This window comes from Halobaculum sp. D14 (genome assembly GCF_051195135.1).
Lineage (GTDB): Archaea > Halobacteriota > Halobacteria > Halobacteriales > Haloferacaceae > JBNTKA01.
Genome location: NZ_JBNTKA010000001.1, coordinates 848,266 through 862,199, shown reverse-complemented (window position 1 = coordinate 862,199; position 13,934 = coordinate 848,266). Strand labels below are relative to the sequence as shown.

31 protein-coding genes are annotated in these 13,934 nt (G+C 65.5%); 21 read left to right on the top strand and 10 right to left on the bottom strand.

The features are described from left to right. The first annotated feature begins 299 nt into the window (after positions 1–299). The 14 genes from ACQUST_RS04495 to ACQUST_RS04430 all read left to right on the top strand — a co-directional run bounded on the left by ACQUST_RS04495 (position 300) and on the right by ACQUST_RS04430 (position 6,306). Positions 300–533, top strand: a complete 234-nt coding sequence (locus tag ACQUST_RS04495) for a hypothetical protein (RefSeq protein ID WP_435125455.1) — start codon at positions 300–302, stop codon at positions 531–533. Then, positions 530–943, top strand: coding sequence for a hypothetical protein (locus ACQUST_RS04490; RefSeq protein ID WP_435125452.1), 414 nt, complete (start codon positions 530–532; stop codon positions 941–943). The genes ACQUST_RS04495 and ACQUST_RS04490 overlap by 4 nt, the downstream gene beginning before the upstream one ends. Further along, complete coding sequence (locus tag ACQUST_RS04485) at positions 943–1,257, top strand: hypothetical protein (protein WP_435125451.1); 315 nt, start codon at positions 943–945, stop codon at positions 1,255–1,257. Before ACQUST_RS04490 ends, ACQUST_RS04485 begins: the two co-directional genes overlap by 1 nt. After that, positions 1,254–1,784, top strand: coding sequence for a hypothetical protein (locus ACQUST_RS04480; protein ID WP_435125448.1), 531 nt, complete (start codon positions 1,254–1,256; stop codon positions 1,782–1,784). The genes ACQUST_RS04485 and ACQUST_RS04480 overlap by 4 nt, the downstream gene beginning before the upstream one ends. A 2-nt stretch (positions 1,785–1,786) precedes the next feature. Further along, entirely contained in the window at positions 1,787–2,254 is a 468-nt protein-coding gene (locus ACQUST_RS04475; protein WP_435125445.1) for a hypothetical protein, read from the top strand. Then, positions 2,244–2,897 (top strand): hypothetical protein, encoded by a 654-nt coding sequence (locus tag ACQUST_RS04470; RefSeq protein ID WP_435125443.1) that lies wholly within the window; start codon positions 2,244–2,246, stop codon positions 2,895–2,897. The genes ACQUST_RS04475 and ACQUST_RS04470 overlap by 11 nt, the downstream gene beginning before the upstream one ends. After that, positions 2,890–3,096: a hypothetical protein gene (locus ACQUST_RS04465; protein ID WP_435125441.1), complete on the top strand. Its 207-nt coding sequence runs from the start codon at positions 2,890–2,892 to the stop codon at positions 3,094–3,096. The genes ACQUST_RS04470 and ACQUST_RS04465 overlap by 8 nt, the downstream gene beginning before the upstream one ends. Further along, positions 3,086–3,382, top strand: a complete 297-nt coding sequence (locus ACQUST_RS04460) for a hypothetical protein (RefSeq protein WP_435125438.1) — start codon at positions 3,086–3,088, stop codon at positions 3,380–3,382. Before ACQUST_RS04465 ends, ACQUST_RS04460 begins: the two co-directional genes overlap by 11 nt. After that, entirely contained in the window at positions 3,372–4,085 is a 714-nt protein-coding gene (locus ACQUST_RS04455; protein WP_435125435.1) for a DNA cytosine methyltransferase, read from the top strand. Before ACQUST_RS04460 ends, ACQUST_RS04455 begins: the two co-directional genes overlap by 11 nt. Continuing rightward, positions 4,075–4,260: a hypothetical protein gene (locus tag ACQUST_RS04450; protein ID WP_435125432.1), complete on the top strand. Its 186-nt coding sequence runs from the start codon at positions 4,075–4,077 to the stop codon at positions 4,258–4,260. The genes ACQUST_RS04455 and ACQUST_RS04450 overlap by 11 nt, the downstream gene beginning before the upstream one ends. Before the next feature lie 37 nt (positions 4,261–4,297). Beyond that, the gene (locus ACQUST_RS04445; protein ID WP_435125430.1) at positions 4,298–4,660 is read left to right on the top strand and encodes a hypothetical protein; all 363 of its coding nucleotides are present in this window, start codon (positions 4,298–4,300) and stop codon (positions 4,658–4,660) included. Then, on the top strand, positions 4,660–5,136 hold the full coding sequence (locus ACQUST_RS04440; RefSeq protein ID WP_435125428.1) for a hypothetical protein: 477 nt from the start codon (positions 4,660–4,662) through the stop codon (positions 5,134–5,136). Before ACQUST_RS04445 ends, ACQUST_RS04440 begins: the two co-directional genes overlap by 1 nt. Positions 5,137–5,232: 96 nt before the next feature. Then, positions 5,233–5,556 carry a hypothetical protein gene (locus ACQUST_RS04435; RefSeq protein ID WP_435125427.1) on the top strand — a complete coding sequence of 108 codons (324 nt, stop codon included), beginning with the start codon at positions 5,233–5,235 and terminating at the stop codon, positions 5,554–5,556. A 66-nt stretch (positions 5,557–5,622) separates the two neighbouring features. Then, positions 5,623–6,306: a recombinase family protein gene (locus ACQUST_RS04430; protein WP_435125425.1), complete on the top strand. Its 684-nt coding sequence runs from the start codon at positions 5,623–5,625 to the stop codon at positions 6,304–6,306. Positions 6,307–6,406: 100 nt separating this feature from the next. Here ACQUST_RS04430 and ACQUST_RS04425 read toward each other — a convergent pair whose 3' ends face one another. From ACQUST_RS04425 to ACQUST_RS04380, 10 genes are all read right to left on the bottom strand, one after another. Further along, positions 6,407–6,658, bottom strand: a complete 252-nt coding sequence (locus ACQUST_RS04425) for a hypothetical protein (protein ID WP_435125423.1) — start codon at positions 6,656–6,658, stop codon at positions 6,407–6,409. A 2-nt stretch (positions 6,659–6,660) separates the two neighbouring features. Continuing rightward, complete coding sequence (locus tag ACQUST_RS04420; protein WP_435125420.1) at positions 6,661–7,032, bottom strand: hypothetical protein; 372 nt, start codon at positions 7,030–7,032, stop codon at positions 6,661–6,663. Next, positions 7,025–7,246: a hypothetical protein gene (locus ACQUST_RS04415; protein WP_435125418.1), complete on the bottom strand. Its 222-nt coding sequence runs from the start codon at positions 7,244–7,246 to the stop codon at positions 7,025–7,027. The genes ACQUST_RS04420 and ACQUST_RS04415 overlap by 8 nt, the downstream gene beginning before the upstream one ends. After that, positions 7,243–7,479 carry a hypothetical protein gene (locus tag ACQUST_RS04410; protein WP_435125416.1) on the bottom strand — a complete coding sequence of 79 codons (237 nt, stop codon included), beginning with the start codon at positions 7,477–7,479 and terminating at the stop codon, positions 7,243–7,245. The genes ACQUST_RS04415 and ACQUST_RS04410 overlap by 4 nt, the downstream gene beginning before the upstream one ends. Further along, positions 7,476–7,685: a hypothetical protein gene (locus ACQUST_RS04405; protein ID WP_435125414.1), complete on the bottom strand. Its 210-nt coding sequence runs from the start codon at positions 7,683–7,685 to the stop codon at positions 7,476–7,478. The genes ACQUST_RS04410 and ACQUST_RS04405 overlap by 4 nt, the downstream gene beginning before the upstream one ends. Positions 7,686–7,707: 22 nt before the next feature. After that, positions 7,708–7,947 (bottom strand): hypothetical protein, encoded by a 240-nt coding sequence (locus tag ACQUST_RS04400; RefSeq protein WP_435125413.1) that lies wholly within the window; start codon positions 7,945–7,947, stop codon positions 7,708–7,710. A 210-nt stretch (positions 7,948–8,157) separates the two neighbouring features. Next, positions 8,158–8,835, bottom strand: a complete 678-nt coding sequence (locus ACQUST_RS04395; protein WP_435125410.1) for a hypothetical protein — start codon at positions 8,833–8,835, stop codon at positions 8,158–8,160. Between the two features lie 106 nt (positions 8,836–8,941). Then, positions 8,942–9,796: a hypothetical protein gene (locus ACQUST_RS04390; protein WP_435125407.1), complete on the bottom strand. Its 855-nt coding sequence runs from the start codon at positions 9,794–9,796 to the stop codon at positions 8,942–8,944. A gap of 2 nt (positions 9,797–9,798) precedes the next feature. Further along, positions 9,799–10,326: a hypothetical protein gene (locus ACQUST_RS04385; protein ID WP_435125405.1), complete on the bottom strand. Its 528-nt coding sequence runs from the start codon at positions 10,324–10,326 to the stop codon at positions 9,799–9,801. Between the two features lies 1 nt (position 10,327). Then, positions 10,328–10,558 carry an AbrB/MazE/SpoVT family DNA-binding domain-containing protein gene (locus tag ACQUST_RS04380; RefSeq protein ID WP_435125402.1) on the bottom strand — a complete coding sequence of 77 codons (231 nt, stop codon included), beginning with the start codon at positions 10,556–10,558 and terminating at the stop codon, positions 10,328–10,330. Positions 10,559–10,730: 172 nt separating this feature from the next. Here ACQUST_RS04380 and ACQUST_RS04375 point away from each other — a divergent pair, with 172 nt between their 5' ends. The 7 genes from ACQUST_RS04375 to ACQUST_RS04345 are packed head-to-tail and all read left to right on the top strand — an operon-like array spanning position 10,731 to position 13,750. Next, entirely contained in the window at positions 10,731–11,105 is a 375-nt protein-coding gene (locus tag ACQUST_RS04375) for a hypothetical protein (RefSeq protein ID WP_435125399.1), read from the top strand. Positions 11,106–11,130: 25 nt separating this feature from the next. After that, on the top strand, positions 11,131–11,574 hold the full coding sequence (locus ACQUST_RS04370; RefSeq protein WP_435125396.1) for a hypothetical protein: 444 nt from the start codon (positions 11,131–11,133) through the stop codon (positions 11,572–11,574). A 14-nt stretch (positions 11,575–11,588) separates the two neighbouring features. Beyond that, complete coding sequence (locus tag ACQUST_RS04365; protein WP_435125393.1) at positions 11,589–11,924, top strand: hypothetical protein; 336 nt, start codon at positions 11,589–11,591, stop codon at positions 11,922–11,924. Beyond that, complete coding sequence (locus ACQUST_RS04360) at positions 11,921–12,538, top strand: hypothetical protein (protein WP_435125390.1); 618 nt, start codon at positions 11,921–11,923, stop codon at positions 12,536–12,538. The genes ACQUST_RS04365 and ACQUST_RS04360 overlap by 4 nt, the downstream gene beginning before the upstream one ends. After that, on the top strand, positions 12,538–13,152 hold the full coding sequence (locus tag ACQUST_RS04355; RefSeq protein ID WP_435125387.1) for a hypothetical protein: 615 nt from the start codon (positions 12,538–12,540) through the stop codon (positions 13,150–13,152). The genes ACQUST_RS04360 and ACQUST_RS04355 overlap by 1 nt, the downstream gene beginning before the upstream one ends. 2 nt (positions 13,153–13,154) lie before the next feature. Then, complete coding sequence (locus ACQUST_RS04350) at positions 13,155–13,292, top strand: hypothetical protein (RefSeq protein ID WP_435125384.1); 138 nt, start codon at positions 13,155–13,157, stop codon at positions 13,290–13,292. After that, complete coding sequence (locus tag ACQUST_RS04345) at positions 13,289–13,750, top strand: hypothetical protein (RefSeq protein ID WP_435125381.1); 462 nt, start codon at positions 13,289–13,291, stop codon at positions 13,748–13,750. Before ACQUST_RS04350 ends, ACQUST_RS04345 begins: the two co-directional genes overlap by 4 nt. The last annotated feature ends 184 nt before the right edge of the window (positions 13,751–13,934 follow it).

Below are 13,934 nucleotides of genomic sequence, written 5' to 3'. Positions count from 1 at the left end.
GGATTACAGTATCCAGTGCCTTAACGCATCGGGTACTAAGTACGGTATCCTGTACGGTAGTAACATATTTAGTGATGTAGCGTCTTGGTTGGGGTAGGCACTGCGCGGCGCTGCTCTCGGCATGGCTGAAGCGCCCTCTGCCCGCTGATGCGTCCCACTCCATCCACGATCTCCGGCAGATGGCCGCGTAGGGCCCGCCCCTCCCATGCGTCGGGAGGGCAGAGGCACACGTCGCTCCGTTGGACCCTGCACGGTTCGACTCCGTGCCGGAGCATCTCCCGCAAGGGAGGGGTACGACAATGAGTACGAACGACACAGACGACGACGGTGAAAGGTTCGCCACCGAGATTACTCCCGAGGAAATGCTGTCCGTGGAGTTGGTACTCGGTGCGGACAGCGACGACCCGCTTCGGCTCCCTGTTATCAGCACTGCGCTCACCGACAGCGAGGACGAGCTGGTCGTCCGGTTCAAGGACGGCGGTATCGATGAGTTTCACCAGTTCCTCGGACTCGACACGGAGGGCAACGCATGACCGGCGCTGAGGAATCTGCGTCGGAAGGTTCTCAGTGGGTTTGCCCGAGCTGCGGCGAGGAGTGGGGCAGCAAGGACCGGAAGGTCCCCGGAGGCTGCGTCGGCTGCGTCGACGTTCTCCGGTACATCGAGATGGAAGCCCCGGGGATCGGAATGGTCCACAACGAGCCTGCTGCGGTGGTCTGCAACAACGACGAGTGCTACGAGCGGATCAACATCGACCCCGCGACCAAGGTGGTCGAGGACGACGAGGCAACCAGCATCGAGTCTAAGGAGTTCGACCCTGAGACTGGGGAACTAACAGGGTACACTCGCGTCGAAATTTACTGCTCGCCGGCCTGCCGTAACCAGCACTTCGCACAGGCCGTTCCAGACGACGCGGAGCTGCCGGAAGGGGGTGTCGAGTTATAATGTCCGACGCCTCCGAAGGAGACGAGCTGGAGATTCCGCACGAGGAGATCAGCGTCGTCACCCACGAGGGGGAGCCGGCGCTGCGGATTCACGGGACGACGATAGTCCTGCGGACGTTCCTCGACCTCCCCGGCGACGGCCACGGCGACCGCGTCCCGCTGTCCGTGGACGTCGACGCGGACGGCGATAACGGGGCGTGGTGGAACCTGACGCCGGCGGACGGCGACCTGTACCCGATGATTACGCTGCAGCCCGAAGTGAGCCAGGCCGTCACTGACGGCGGCGTGGAGCCGGAGACCGGGGGTTCTCGATGAACAGTGAACGTGCGGCTGCGGTCCGGGACTCGATCAAGGGCTGCCCTGACATCGTCGACCCTGAAGACACGTCCGAGTACAGCAGAAAGCTCGAAGACCGGCAGCACGGCGGCGTCGAAGTCACCTACACTGGCGAGTTCCTCACGCCTGACTCGACGTTCTCTCCGCCGAAGGTCGAACAAGTTGGCGTACTCGGTGACGGTGAAGGGTCTGAGCGCCCTGTCTACGCCGTGGTTCTGTCGGCGTTGTGGCACGAACCCAGCGATGTCCGTTCGCTGTCGCCGCAACTGGTGTACGAAGTCGCCAAGCATGACTGCCGTATCCGGTTTTACCCGCCGGATCACCGCCTCGGAGGGGACATCTGGATCGTCGACACGTTTTCGCAGTCGACGGGTAACACCGACGGCGACCGGTGCCCGGAGTGCGGGTCGACGTACTTCAAGATCCGCGACGGTCAGCCGGAGTGCGCAAAGTGTGGAGCGAGCGAGGAATCGGCCCAGACGAAGCTAACTGAGGTGCAGCACTGACGATGGGTGTTACGCAACAGACACTGACTGGCGACGAAGCAAACGGCCGCGAGCGTCCGGACACGCTTCTGTGGTGCGAGGACTGCGAGGACGTCGTGCTCCGCAGTCGGCGCTACGAGCACCGGCACGACCTGTCCGACAGCTCCGCGGTCACGGAAGCACAGCTAAACAAACTGCAGGAGAAGGTCCCTGACCACGCCGTCGTCGATACGCAGACGTATCAGGTTGAGTTCCACTACGAGTACGTCGAACAGGTCACCGTCGAAGCGCCGTGTAAGTCGGACGCCCGCGAGATCGCCAGAGAGAAACAGAGTCTCAGAGGCGAGTACGTGGACACTATCCACACCGACAGCTGGGAGCTTGACGAGCCGTCGCAGGCGTCGATTGAGTACCTGGAGGCGTTCAACCTTCTCCCGGACGACCATGACGTGACTCGGGAGGACATCAAGGAGGTGGCCGATGCCCGGTAAAGACACCGCCGTGATTTACCACGGACACGCTTCGCCCGCGAAACTCGCCCGTTGCCGGGACGCACTCGGCAGCGTCACGCACGGCGTGGAGTGGACCGACCCCGACCGGATGCCCGAGCGAGACGAGCCGTACATCCTGGATAACGGCGCGTACTCGGCGTCGCTGACTGGCGACCCGTGGAGTCCCGACCGCTGGTACCAGCTGCTCGCGGCGGCCCACGACCAACCCCGCGAACCGGACTGGATAGTGCTCCCCGACGTCTACGGGGACGCCGACGCCACCCGGGAGCGTCATGAGCGGTATGTGGAGGTGGCGCGCTCGCATGGCTTCGACTACTACGCGGTCGCGCAACCCGGGAAGGGCGTGACGACGCAAGTTCGGTTTGCGGAGGCTATCGGGGCCAGCGGCGTGTTCCTCGGCGGCCCCGAGGAGTGGAAGCAAGACGTTGCCCAGGACGTTCGGCGACAGACCGACAGGCGCGCGCTTCAGCTGCACATCGGCCAGCCCGGCAATCTCGGATGGGCGCTTGACATCGGCGCCGATTCGATGGACACCACGAGTATCGTGGTCAACGACGCCTACCACCGGCTGACGAAACTGGACGGCCAGCAGTCTCTAACCGAGGTGGTCGCCGGTGAGTGAGGACTTCGACCGCGCAACCTACCAGCGAACGCTCGGGTTCTGCGAAATAGCGGGGCGACCGCACGGGTGGCGAGAGCACGTCGTCGGCACGTCCCCCGGCGGAAGGGACATCATCGACGCCGTGTGTCCCCACTGCGGCCGACGGGTCGCCCGGCGCGAAGTCGTCCATAACAGGGAGGGAGAACAATATGCCGAGTGATGGCCCCGACGGCGAAGGTCCGAACAGCCGTGAGGCGTCGTCCGTCGTCTTCGACCGGTGGATGAGGAAGGCTTCTGAGAACATCGAGGAGTGGGGCGTGCAGGCCGAGGAAACGCTTCTCCTCGCGATGCAGGAGGAACTCGGTGAACTCGCTCAGGCACATCTCGAAGCGCGTCACGAGGGCGGCGACCCGGAGCGAATCGACGAGGAGTTAGACGACCTCGGCGCGCTCCTCATCCAGCTGCACGAGCGGCGTCAACGCCGGGTGAGTGACCGTGGCGAGTGACGGACTCGACCGCGTCTGCTTGGACCTGTTCGCGGGACTTGGCGGCTTCTCGGCCGCGTTCGAGAACGCCGAGGGCTGGGACGTGACGACGGTGGAACTCCGCGAAGACCTGAATCCCGACCTCGCGGCCGACGTCCTCGAACTCACTCCCGGCGACCTCCTCGACGCCATCGGCACCGACCGCGAGGAGATGGACGCGTTCGTTGTACTCGCGTCGCCGCCGTGCACGTACTTCAGCACGGCCGGGAACCACGACGCGTGGAACTTCGACGCGAACCGCCCAACCACAGACGAGGCGCGTGAGGCCGTCACGCTCGTCTACCACGCGCTCGGCCTGATTCAAGCCCTGTCACCTGACTACTGGTTCATGGAGAACCCGCAGGGTCGCCTGCGGTGGTTCCTCGGGAAGCCGACGGGGAAGGTCACGTACTGCCAGTACGGGCGGCCGTACATGAAGCGGACGGACCTCTGGGGCGACCACCCGCCGATGACATACCGGACGTGCTCGCGGGGCGAGTCGTGCCACGAGGCCAACCGCGAGTACGACGGCACGAGCGCCGTCCGCGTGCTCGGCGACTCGAAAGAGGAGCGGTCGAAGGTGCCGCGGGAACTCTCCGAGACCATCCTGTACGCCGTCGAGGACGCGCTCGCCGGCCGTGCGCCCGAACAGGCGACGCTCGGAGGTGAGACTCTTGCCGAGTGACGAACTGGAAGGAGAAGACCAGCAGCGAATCACAGCGGCAAGCATGTCGACAGACACCGTCAACATCGACGCCGAGGCTTACGAGAACATCCGACTCGTCTACGAGGGACAGACGTACCGCGTGGTTCGCACGGACGACGGTCTGGAGCTGGAGGTGGTCGACGGTGTCGAGTGACGAGCACGAGGGGGTGATTCGGCACGACGGGACGCCGGTGTCGGACGAGGCCACGAAACAGGTGTTGCTGCTCGCGCAACACACAGACGTCGTCGAGGTTGACGGCCACGGCCGAATGACGGTCGCCCGGCGCACCGAGTCGTATTTCGGCCCGAAACTCACGCTTACCCACGACGACACCGACGAGACTTTCCGGCTCATCCCGGCCGGTTTCGACAGCGACCCGGAGCTGTGGCGCGCGGTCGTCGACGACGCCGGCTTCATCGTCGAGTGGGAACTGGTTGACCACGTCTCGGCGGAGATCGTCGAGGTGGGCCCGGGGATGCAGTGCGGTTGCGGGGAGATCTGTGCGAGTCTTCGGGAGCGCCGCGCGGCGGTGGTCGGGAGGTGCATCCACTGATGGCGGACGAACGCAGCGAGGTGGTCACGGCGGCCGAGAGAGCTGGTGTCGTCGGGTTCAACAGCGCTCTTGACGCGCTGTTCATCCGGCGGACATCGTCCTCTCAGTGCATCGCGTGGACGAGCGGTGGCATGGACCGGATGGTGTCGCGGAACCTCGGGCCGCGTGGACGGGGCTCGTGGGGTGAGAGCAACGTGTTCACAGCTGACCGCGCGGCGGAGTTCGTCGAGGACGCCGAGGATGTCTCGGTCCTCGATAAGCGGCCGTTCAACTTCATCCGGTCTGCTTTCGAGCGGACGGGCGGCTTGAGCGTCGGGACTGCGTGGGCGGTCGCGTTCTTCTTTGAGGACGCGGCGCGAATCGTGAACGCCCGCGAGGAGACACTGAAGTCTGTTCCGGGCGTCGGTGACCGGAAAGCACGCGCGATCCGACGCGCCGTCGGTCACCGTGAGCCGCCACAGGAGTGGTCAGAATGACGGAGAGACACGACGTCCTCGTCAAGATCGGAGCCGGGATGCTGCTCGTCGGAGCGGTCACCGCCTTCGCTTTCGGGATGGTCGAGGTGGCCGGGAGTGTCTTCTGACGAACTCGGGGACGTCGTTTCGCAACTCGTCGGCATCGTCGAGCAGCACGTCGGCGGGGGAGAAGGCCGGTTCGTCGCGGAGACCGCCGTGATCGACGCGGCGAAGCAGGCGGGCGTGCCGCATGCCGCGGTGATGATCGGGCTGGACGCGGCGGTCGAGCAGGGGCGGCTGGAGCGGCACGACACACCGGTCGAAACGCAGCTGTCGCTGCCGTCGGACGACGACGGAATGACGACGGCGGAGCTCGCGGCGAAAATCGACGCGGCGAACGAGGACTATCCGGCGAGTGGCTCTTCCGAGGGTGGCGAATAGTGACCGATTTTCGCCAGTCTGGCGAATAGGGCTGCCTACTAAGTGCGTCGGCACCGTGGGCAACTCATGGGCAAGACAGCCATCTACGCGCGCGTCTCGACCGAAGAGCAGTCAGTCCAGCACCAACAAGAGAACCTCTGGAACTACGCCACCGACGAGCTCGGAATCTCGCCAGAGGACCTCGAAGTGCTGAGTGACAAGGCGACCGGCACCAACACGGACCGCTCGGGCTACCGCGACCTGCTCCGGATGGTCCGAGACGATGAGGTCGACCAGGTGATCGTCCGGGAGGTAACGCGCCTTGGGCGGACCATGCGCGACATCAGCGAGAACGTCCACGAGATCGTCCAGGACCACGGGTGCGGCCTGTACGTCAGGAACGACCAGTTGGAGGTTGACCCCGGCGACGAGCTGTCGATGCAGGACAAGATGATCCTGAACGTGTTGGCATGGTCGGCGGAGGTGGAGGCGAAGAAGATCAAGGAGAACACGCGGGCCGGGCTGCGCGCTGCCGAGGCGGCTGGGAAGTGGACTACTCGGCCGCCGTACGGATTCACGACTGACGACGACGGGTACCTGCAGCCGACGGACGACTTCTCGCGTGCACGCGAGGCGATTATCGGCGTGGAAGAGGAGGGGTGGTCGCATCGGAAGGCTGCTCGGCACTCGGGCGTCCCGCGGCGAACCGTCCCGAACCTGCTGGATCGGCGTGACCTCTACCTCGAAGAGTACGACGCACGCGAAAACTGAGGTTCCCGTGTGAGGAACCGTGTTTGTCCGGGGCGAACCCCGGGGGTCGCGTCCCGGAAACCATGCTGCAGATGCACTCAACTGGGGGGGATCCCGTGCATCAGTACGGCCCTCCGTGCCCATACACGAGCTCATGAAGAAATATCCAGCCGCCGGAGACGAACAGCGGCACGCCGATCAGTGGCTGCCTGGCTGCCCGGACCGGCGTCTCCAAGACGAATCGGAGGGAGACGACGACGAGCTCCCAGGTGCCGACGTCGTGGGCGGGGACCGGCGGGGCGGTGACGACGAGCGCCGCCCAGGACGCGACGAACACTACGATCATCACATCGTAGATGCGAGGGCCCCTCATCGCTACATCCTCCTCGGGCCAACACTCGCCGCAATCCAGATGAGGATTATGAGGAAGGATAGCGGGAGCACGGAGATTGCACCTGACAACACGCCGGTGGACCGAGTGACGGTCAGGCATTTCGTGACAGGGGCCGACGCGAACAACGGCGCGTCCGTGAACAGCCAGAGATAGCCGCCGTACCAGACTGGGGCGAACAGCAGCCCGGCGAGAATCGCTACCCCGGCGGCGAGGGCACCCCAGTGTTTCAGGCGGCCGCGAAGCGGCCAGTCCTCGACGACCGCGGTGCCGCACTCCTTGCAGTCACCGTGGTCGTCGACGCGGAACCCGCGTTTCGGTTCGCGGCACCCTGGGCACCAGTCACGGTCAGTCATCGGCGGCCTCCGTGTCGTCTGAAGCCGAGTGTTGTCCGCTGTACGCCGCGTTCGAATTCGGAAGTGACGATGACGTCCACAGCATGAACGCAACGGCGCCGATTAGAAACCCGGCTGCGCGTGCCGGGAGCCACGGTGGGCCGAATGTACGCACCAAGGCGTAGGTGGCGAAGCCGGCCTGCATCCCGACCACCATGTTCAGCATCATCGTCATGCGTCGCCCTCCTCGTTTGTCGGTCTCCAGCCCCAGTCCGTGTTCTGAGGACCAGACATGAATCCGCCGTTGTGGTCAGGGAGCGGCGAGTACGTCCACAGTAGGAACCCAGCGAGGCCTGCGACGGCCGCGGCCACCCAGGCCGACAGCTCTGACGGGCCGAACCCCTGCACCATGGCGAAGGTGACGAAGCCGGCCATGACTCCACCCACTATGTTCAGCATCACCGTCATCTGTCGCCCTCCGCGCCGGTGTCGAACACGCATTCGTCGAGCCTGTCGAATCCGTGAAGGATGATGCTTCCACCAGCCAGCACATCGAAAATGAACGGGGCCGTATGCCGTAGCATCTCCATGTACCAGATCGCGACCAGGCCAGTTGCGATCAGCAGGTAGCCGTTTGCCGCCTCCGAAGTTCTGGGAACAAGGCGGCGAATCATCTTGGCACCGAGGGGGATGGCGTTACGTACTCTCATCGGCGCCTCCCGCCTGTTCGGCTGCGAGCCTGGCTTCCCACCGCTTCCCGAGTCTGCCGACGCCGTAGAGCAGCCACAGCACCGCGATCAGCTCCTCCCAGAACGGGTCGGGGAACGTCTCGTGGTACGTGACCAGCAGGAGGCCCGTGGTGACGACGAGCCAGACCGTGATGTCCTCGATGCTTTGGACGCGGAGCAGCGTCCGGAGCTGCGACGCCGCGGTCATCAGCGGCCCTCAGCTTGTTCTCGCCGGATCGCGTCTCGGCTGACGGCACCGTCGAGCGCGGCGAGGATCGCGTTGAACGTTTCGTCGTTGGTGTTCCGAACGACGATTTCTGCCTCGTGGTCGTCCGTGGAGTCTGAGTCTGACGTGGACATGGAGTTCTGGGGTCGAGTAGGTCCCTGCGCGGCGAATCGACGCGGCCGCGCAGGGCGATCAGGTCGCATACCGCCCCCCCGTCGAAGCGAGGCCTTCGGCGGCGGCGTGTTCGCTGAGCCGGCGAGCGAGCTGCTGCGCCTGGCTTCGGTACTCGTCGGGCCACAGCAACACCTCGATGACACGGCCCCAGTCGGACGGGGACGGCCCGCCGAACAGCCAGATGCCGGCGACGACAGCCGCGACGATCACCGGCGACGCGCCGGCAGCAACGCCGCCGATAACCGCCGGGGCTGTCAGGGCGGCCGCGATAGCTGCCGGCGCGGTCGCCACGCGGATATGCTCGGTCGGCGTGAGTCGAGCGGCGCCGTCGCCGCGTGGTCGGCAGACGCCGCTGTTGGCGATCGGGAGCCGTCGGCCGCGGACGCGCCACCAGTTGACGGTGACGTCGGCGCGGACGCCGCGGCTGGTCAGCGCGACGGCGTGCGTCGCTTCGTGCAGCACCGTGAGTACCGTCCAGCCGGCGACCGCCAAGACGGCCGCTGCGAGCAGCACCGCGACGTCGACGGCGGCGACACGACGGATCGCGGCCTGCCAGGCCACCCGTGGCACGCCGGTGAGCAGGGCGGCGAGCAGGGCGAGCCAGGCGGCCTGGCCGGCGAAGTCGGCGCCGTGTTCGGCGAGCCGGTGCCGAAGTCGGCTGCTGTACGTCTCCCAGGTCGGCGTGGACGCGGTCACGGCGCTGCACCTCCGCGAGAGAGACCGGTACCGATGGTCTCTGTTCGCGCGCCCGCGCGCGTGTATCGCGCGTGTGTTGTGGGTGTACGTGCAGTACTATTACTACTCATGCAGGCATCACGCCGCCGTGCTGCGGTTCTGGAATCGCTTGTAGTAGTTCGGGTTCCAGTTCGCCGCGCTCCCATTCCTGGCACCGGTCAGACACCCATTTCTGTGAATAGCCGACGGCGCTCCCAGCGTCTCCCTGCGTCATCCCGTCACTACTCCAGGGCTTCACGAGATACACCGCCATCTCTGCTTTCGCCTGCCACGCGACGTCCTCCGCGTCCGGCTCCTGATCTTCTTCCAGCCGCTCTTCTTTCCGTTCACGGTCCATCTCGTTGAACTTCGCCCACAGGTCACGGCCGTCGAGCGCCGGGAACGTGTCGACGAGGTCCGGGTCCGGCCAGTCACCGGACTCGTATTTCTCGTCCATGGACTGCCTGCTGTAGCCGTGGACGACGCCGCGGCGCGGAATGTGCAGCACGTTCTTCGCGCGGCGGCGCTGCAGCTGGTCCGGGACGTCCGCCCAGTCCTGATACCCGAGCAGAATCAGGAAGTTCTCGATCCGGATGTCGAGCAGGCTTTTCTCGGTCTTGATCTGTTCGCCGTGCATCGCGGTTTTCTTGTGAAGGATGTGGGCGGCGTCCATCGCGGCGATCGGGTCTTTCGCGTCGCTGTCGAGGACCTGCTGCCGGAACGCCTGCGGGTCGTCGAACACGACGTGGTCGAGGAGCCGGTCGGGGTCGGGGTGCGTGTCGGCTGGGCAGCGGCCGAGGATCTGGTACCACAGCTCCATGGCGCCGAGGATGAACGTGGATTTCCCGTTGCCTTCTTCGCCGAGGACGATGACGATGCGGTCGTAGTCGTTACTGATTTTGCGGTCGTGCAGCGTCTGCAGCCACTGCTGGATGTGGTCCATCGTCAGTCTTGGAGCATCGCGTTGGCTTCGTCGTTTGCGGGGTCGTTGCTGGCGGTTTGCGTGGTTTCGCCGGCCTGCAGATGCCCGATTTCCCAGCCGGCTTGCCGGATGTCGCGGACGAACTGCTCCATCCAGGGTGGCATTGGGCCGGGGCCGCGCAGCTGGACGGAGTCGATGCCGCGGAGGTACGGCGGCCAGTCCTCGTCGCTGTCGGCGGGGGTGTCGCCGGCGGTGCCGTTTTCTTCCCAGCGGGCGAGGATGGTTTGGTAGATGTCGTCGGCGTTGGCGTTCGCGCGGAGTTCGGGGAGCAGCATCAGCGCGGCTTGTTTGCAGCTTTTCCGGAGCTGGATGGCGTCGTCGGACCGGAGGCTTTTCCCTTCGGCTTTCCGCGCGGCGGCGTAGGCGTAGGCTTTGGCGGCGTCGTCGATGGCGGAGGCGATTGACCCGGTGACGCTGCGGTAGTTTGAGTAGGCGTTGAATTGGTCGGCGCGGCCGTTGTCGTCGGCCGGGTCGGTGGGGCTGCTGGCCATGTTAGTCCTCCTTGGGCCGGACTTCCCAGCGGTCGTCGTAGGTTTCGACGACGACTTCGTCGCCGGCGACGAGACCGCCGTTGATTTCGCGTTCGTTGGGGGAGAGCGTGACTGCGACGCTGTTTCCGGTGGCGATCAGGGTTTTGTCGGCTTCGAGCAGCGATGGTTCGGTGTCGGCGGCGTGGCCGTGGTCGGTGGTGGAATCTGGCGGCTGACGCCCAGGTTGTGACATAGTGTGCCGTAGCTGCTCCTAACCCATAAATCTGTACGTCAGTAGCCATCTTCATCCATAGATGCGTACTTACATCCATTAGTACGCAGGTTGTGACTGTTACGTACACTTTTGTTCAAAGACCCACTACGGTGAGGTATCACCGCCCTCACCGGCCGGTGACACTCCGACCATGAGTGTGAAACGAGAGGGCTTCCGCGACGGCGCGTCGCCGGGAGCCACCACGACGACGAAGGACCGCATCGCAGACAAGTTCACCGACCTCGCAGCCACAACCACGGATCTGCTCGGCGCCGATACCCGCACCGAAGAGATCCGCGCGCAGAAAACCGCGTACGACCTCAACCAGACGAACCTCAGCGGCCTCATTCTCGGCATCGTCATCGCCGGGATCATGGGCGTCGCCGTCGCCATCCCGGTCCTCAACGACGTCATCGCGTCCGCGAACCTCACCGGGACCACCAAAACAGTCGTCGGCCTCATTCCGCTGTTCATCGGCCTGCTCGTGCTCGTCGCCGTGGCGAGCCCGCTGATGAACCGGATGTAACCACCCGCGGACACACCATTCCTGAATGGTATCCACAAGCAAACTGCTGACCGTGATGCTCGGCGTCGTGATAGCGGTCGTGCTGCTCGGCCCGTTCGTCACGACCATCAACGGCAACGTCGGCACGCAAACCGTCACGAACGAAACCGTGACCGCCGACGTCGGGTCGTACGTCGACGTCACCGGGTACAACGTCGTCTCCGGCTCCGCAACCGTCTACGGCTACAACGACACGTCCGGGTCGTTCGAGGTTGCGGCCGCCGGGACGGACTACGAGCTGGACGAAGGCGCCGGGTCGGTGAAGGCGCTGAACGGCTCGACGCTGATCAACGACGGCGAGACCATGAAGGTCAGCTACGACTACCAGGCAACGAGCGGCACCACGACGACGGTGCTGAACCTGCTCCCGCTGCTCGTCGGGGTGCTGATCCTCGGGACAGTCGGGATGAAAGTGCAGAAAGAGCTGTAAGGAGAGGCGAAACGATGCTTCTCTCCGTTTTTGCGGCGCTGACGGTGCTCGGCGTCGGCCTGTGGCTCCTCGGCTACACGTTCGATTTCATCGGCGTCGCGGCTATCGGGTCGATCATCGTGATCGGCGCCGGCGCCATGGTGATCCTCGGGTCGCTTGAGGTGGAGGCCGGCGAAACGCTCGCGAAACAGTTCACGACAGTCAACTCAACAGTTGTCAACAATGCAACGACAGTCACGCAGCAGTACCGCAAAGTCACGTTCCCACAGCAGTTCACGCTCGGCTCGCTCGTCACGACCACCGGCGGGCTGCTGTTCATCCACGCCATGGACCACGCGAGGGACGCATGAGCAGTAACGGCCACTACGGCGGCGAGCCGGCGTCCACCGCGCCGCCAGGCGTCGAAAGCGACGAAGTCGTCGCGTCCGTCCTGCAGTCCCCGGACGGCGACCTGTTCGACGCCGGCTTCGGCCTCGGAAACTACGACGAATCGCTGTACTGGCAGCAGGTCCGCGGCTTCCGGAAAGCCTTCGCGGTCTACCAGATGTTCGGCGCGACGCTCCGCGAACGCGCCATCATCGAAACCCAGCGGCGGATGGCCGCCACCGGCCACAAAACCCTGAACCACGACGACGAAGTCGTCAACTACGACGCCTTCGACGACCTCGGCGACGACGAACGCGCCGACTCCAAGTGGGCCGACACCGACGGGAAGACGTTCGCCGAATACGGCCGCGAGATCTGGGAACAGCTCGGCAACGAAGAGACCGCCGGGCTGTCCGACGCCCAGGAACGCGCGCTGCAGGAGCACGCCGGCGTCTCCGAACGGTTCGTCTCCGTGTTCGAGTCGCTGCAGGACATGCGGCACGAAGGCAGCCGGTCGAAAGGCGCGCGGCTCCTCGACGACGTCCTCGCATCCGCACAGGTGCTCCGTGACGAACGCAGCGACCTGGAGGTGGAGTGATGCTGGGCGTTGGGTTGTCGCTGCCGGTGCTCGCCGGGACGGCGGCGCTGCTCGTCGTCGCCGTCGGCACCGGTGGCGCACTGTACCTGCAGCGAACCCGGGAGCCGGCGACGGTCGACGACATCGTCGAATCCGCCGGTGACCGCGTCGATTTCAAGCGGCCGGACGTCAGCGGCGGCCTCATGGACTTGGTGCGGCTGTGGCGACACCGGAGCCGCGAGCAGAAACTCGCGAAGAAAGGCTACGTCAAGTGGATCAAGATCGGGTCGACCGTGAGCCGGCCGTGCTGGGTGAAGCCGAGTCAGGAAGGCTCCGGCGTGCCGCGGTACCGCGAAAACGGCGAGACGTACTACTTCCCGCGAGAGGCGCTCGTCACGGACTCCGTGACCGGCGCGTTCGTCGCGATGCACTACGACGGCGACGCCGACCCGATCAATCTGCGCGACAGCGATCTCCCGGCACTTCCGACCGATCAGATTGAGCGGCTGATCAACATGGAGGCGGAGTCGTCGGCGCCAGGGCTGCTGTCCGGGCTCGACCTGACGCCGAAGAAGCTGATGGGCGCGATGATCGCGCTGATCGTCGGGTACGGGCTGCTGATGCAGGTGATGTAACCATGCAAGACGGAGACTACGTCGTCCGTGACCCGGGCGGCGACAAGATGCTGGGCGCACAGACGCTCGAAGAGCTGCACGCGAAGCTCGGCGAGCAAATCGGTCGCGGCGTGAGAACTGGACGGAGGACAGCCGAATGAGTGACACGCTGGATAAGATCCGGGCGACGCTTAGCGCCGTGAGGCGCCGCAGCACGTCCCGGCAGGCCAGCGACGCGCTCGACCCGGACGTCGACCAGCAGCGGCCGCCGCGGCACCGGCGTCGGCACCGCGGCGAGATGCAGCGCGCCGCGGCGCCGGAAGGTGAGCGGCATCACGGCGTCCACGACCCTGCTGAGCGGGACGCGAGAGCGATGGAGAGCATGGAGCGGTCGGCGCATGCACGCGCGCCGGTCAACGCCGTGCTGGACCCGCTGAGCAATCCGCGTGACATCGAGTGGTTCGTCACCGGCCCGGACCGTGACGCGCCGCTCGTCGAGGACCTCGTCATGGGGTCGCCGGACGGCGGCATGGAGTCGTTCGTCCAGAGTGGCGCCGACGCCGGGACGGACGACCCGCTGAGCGTCGACAGCGACGACCTGCTCGGAGGTGACCGCTGATGGGGATCCGTGACCGTATTCGGAGCCTCGGCGGCTCCAGCGACGACAGCGACGGCAGCAGCGGCGACACGTCCAGCAGCACGGCGTCGAGCACCGACGAGAACAGCCTGGACGCACCGGGCGGCGCCGGCGCCAACGCCGACACGCCGACCGCACCTGACAGCAGTGATGGCGGCGACAGCAG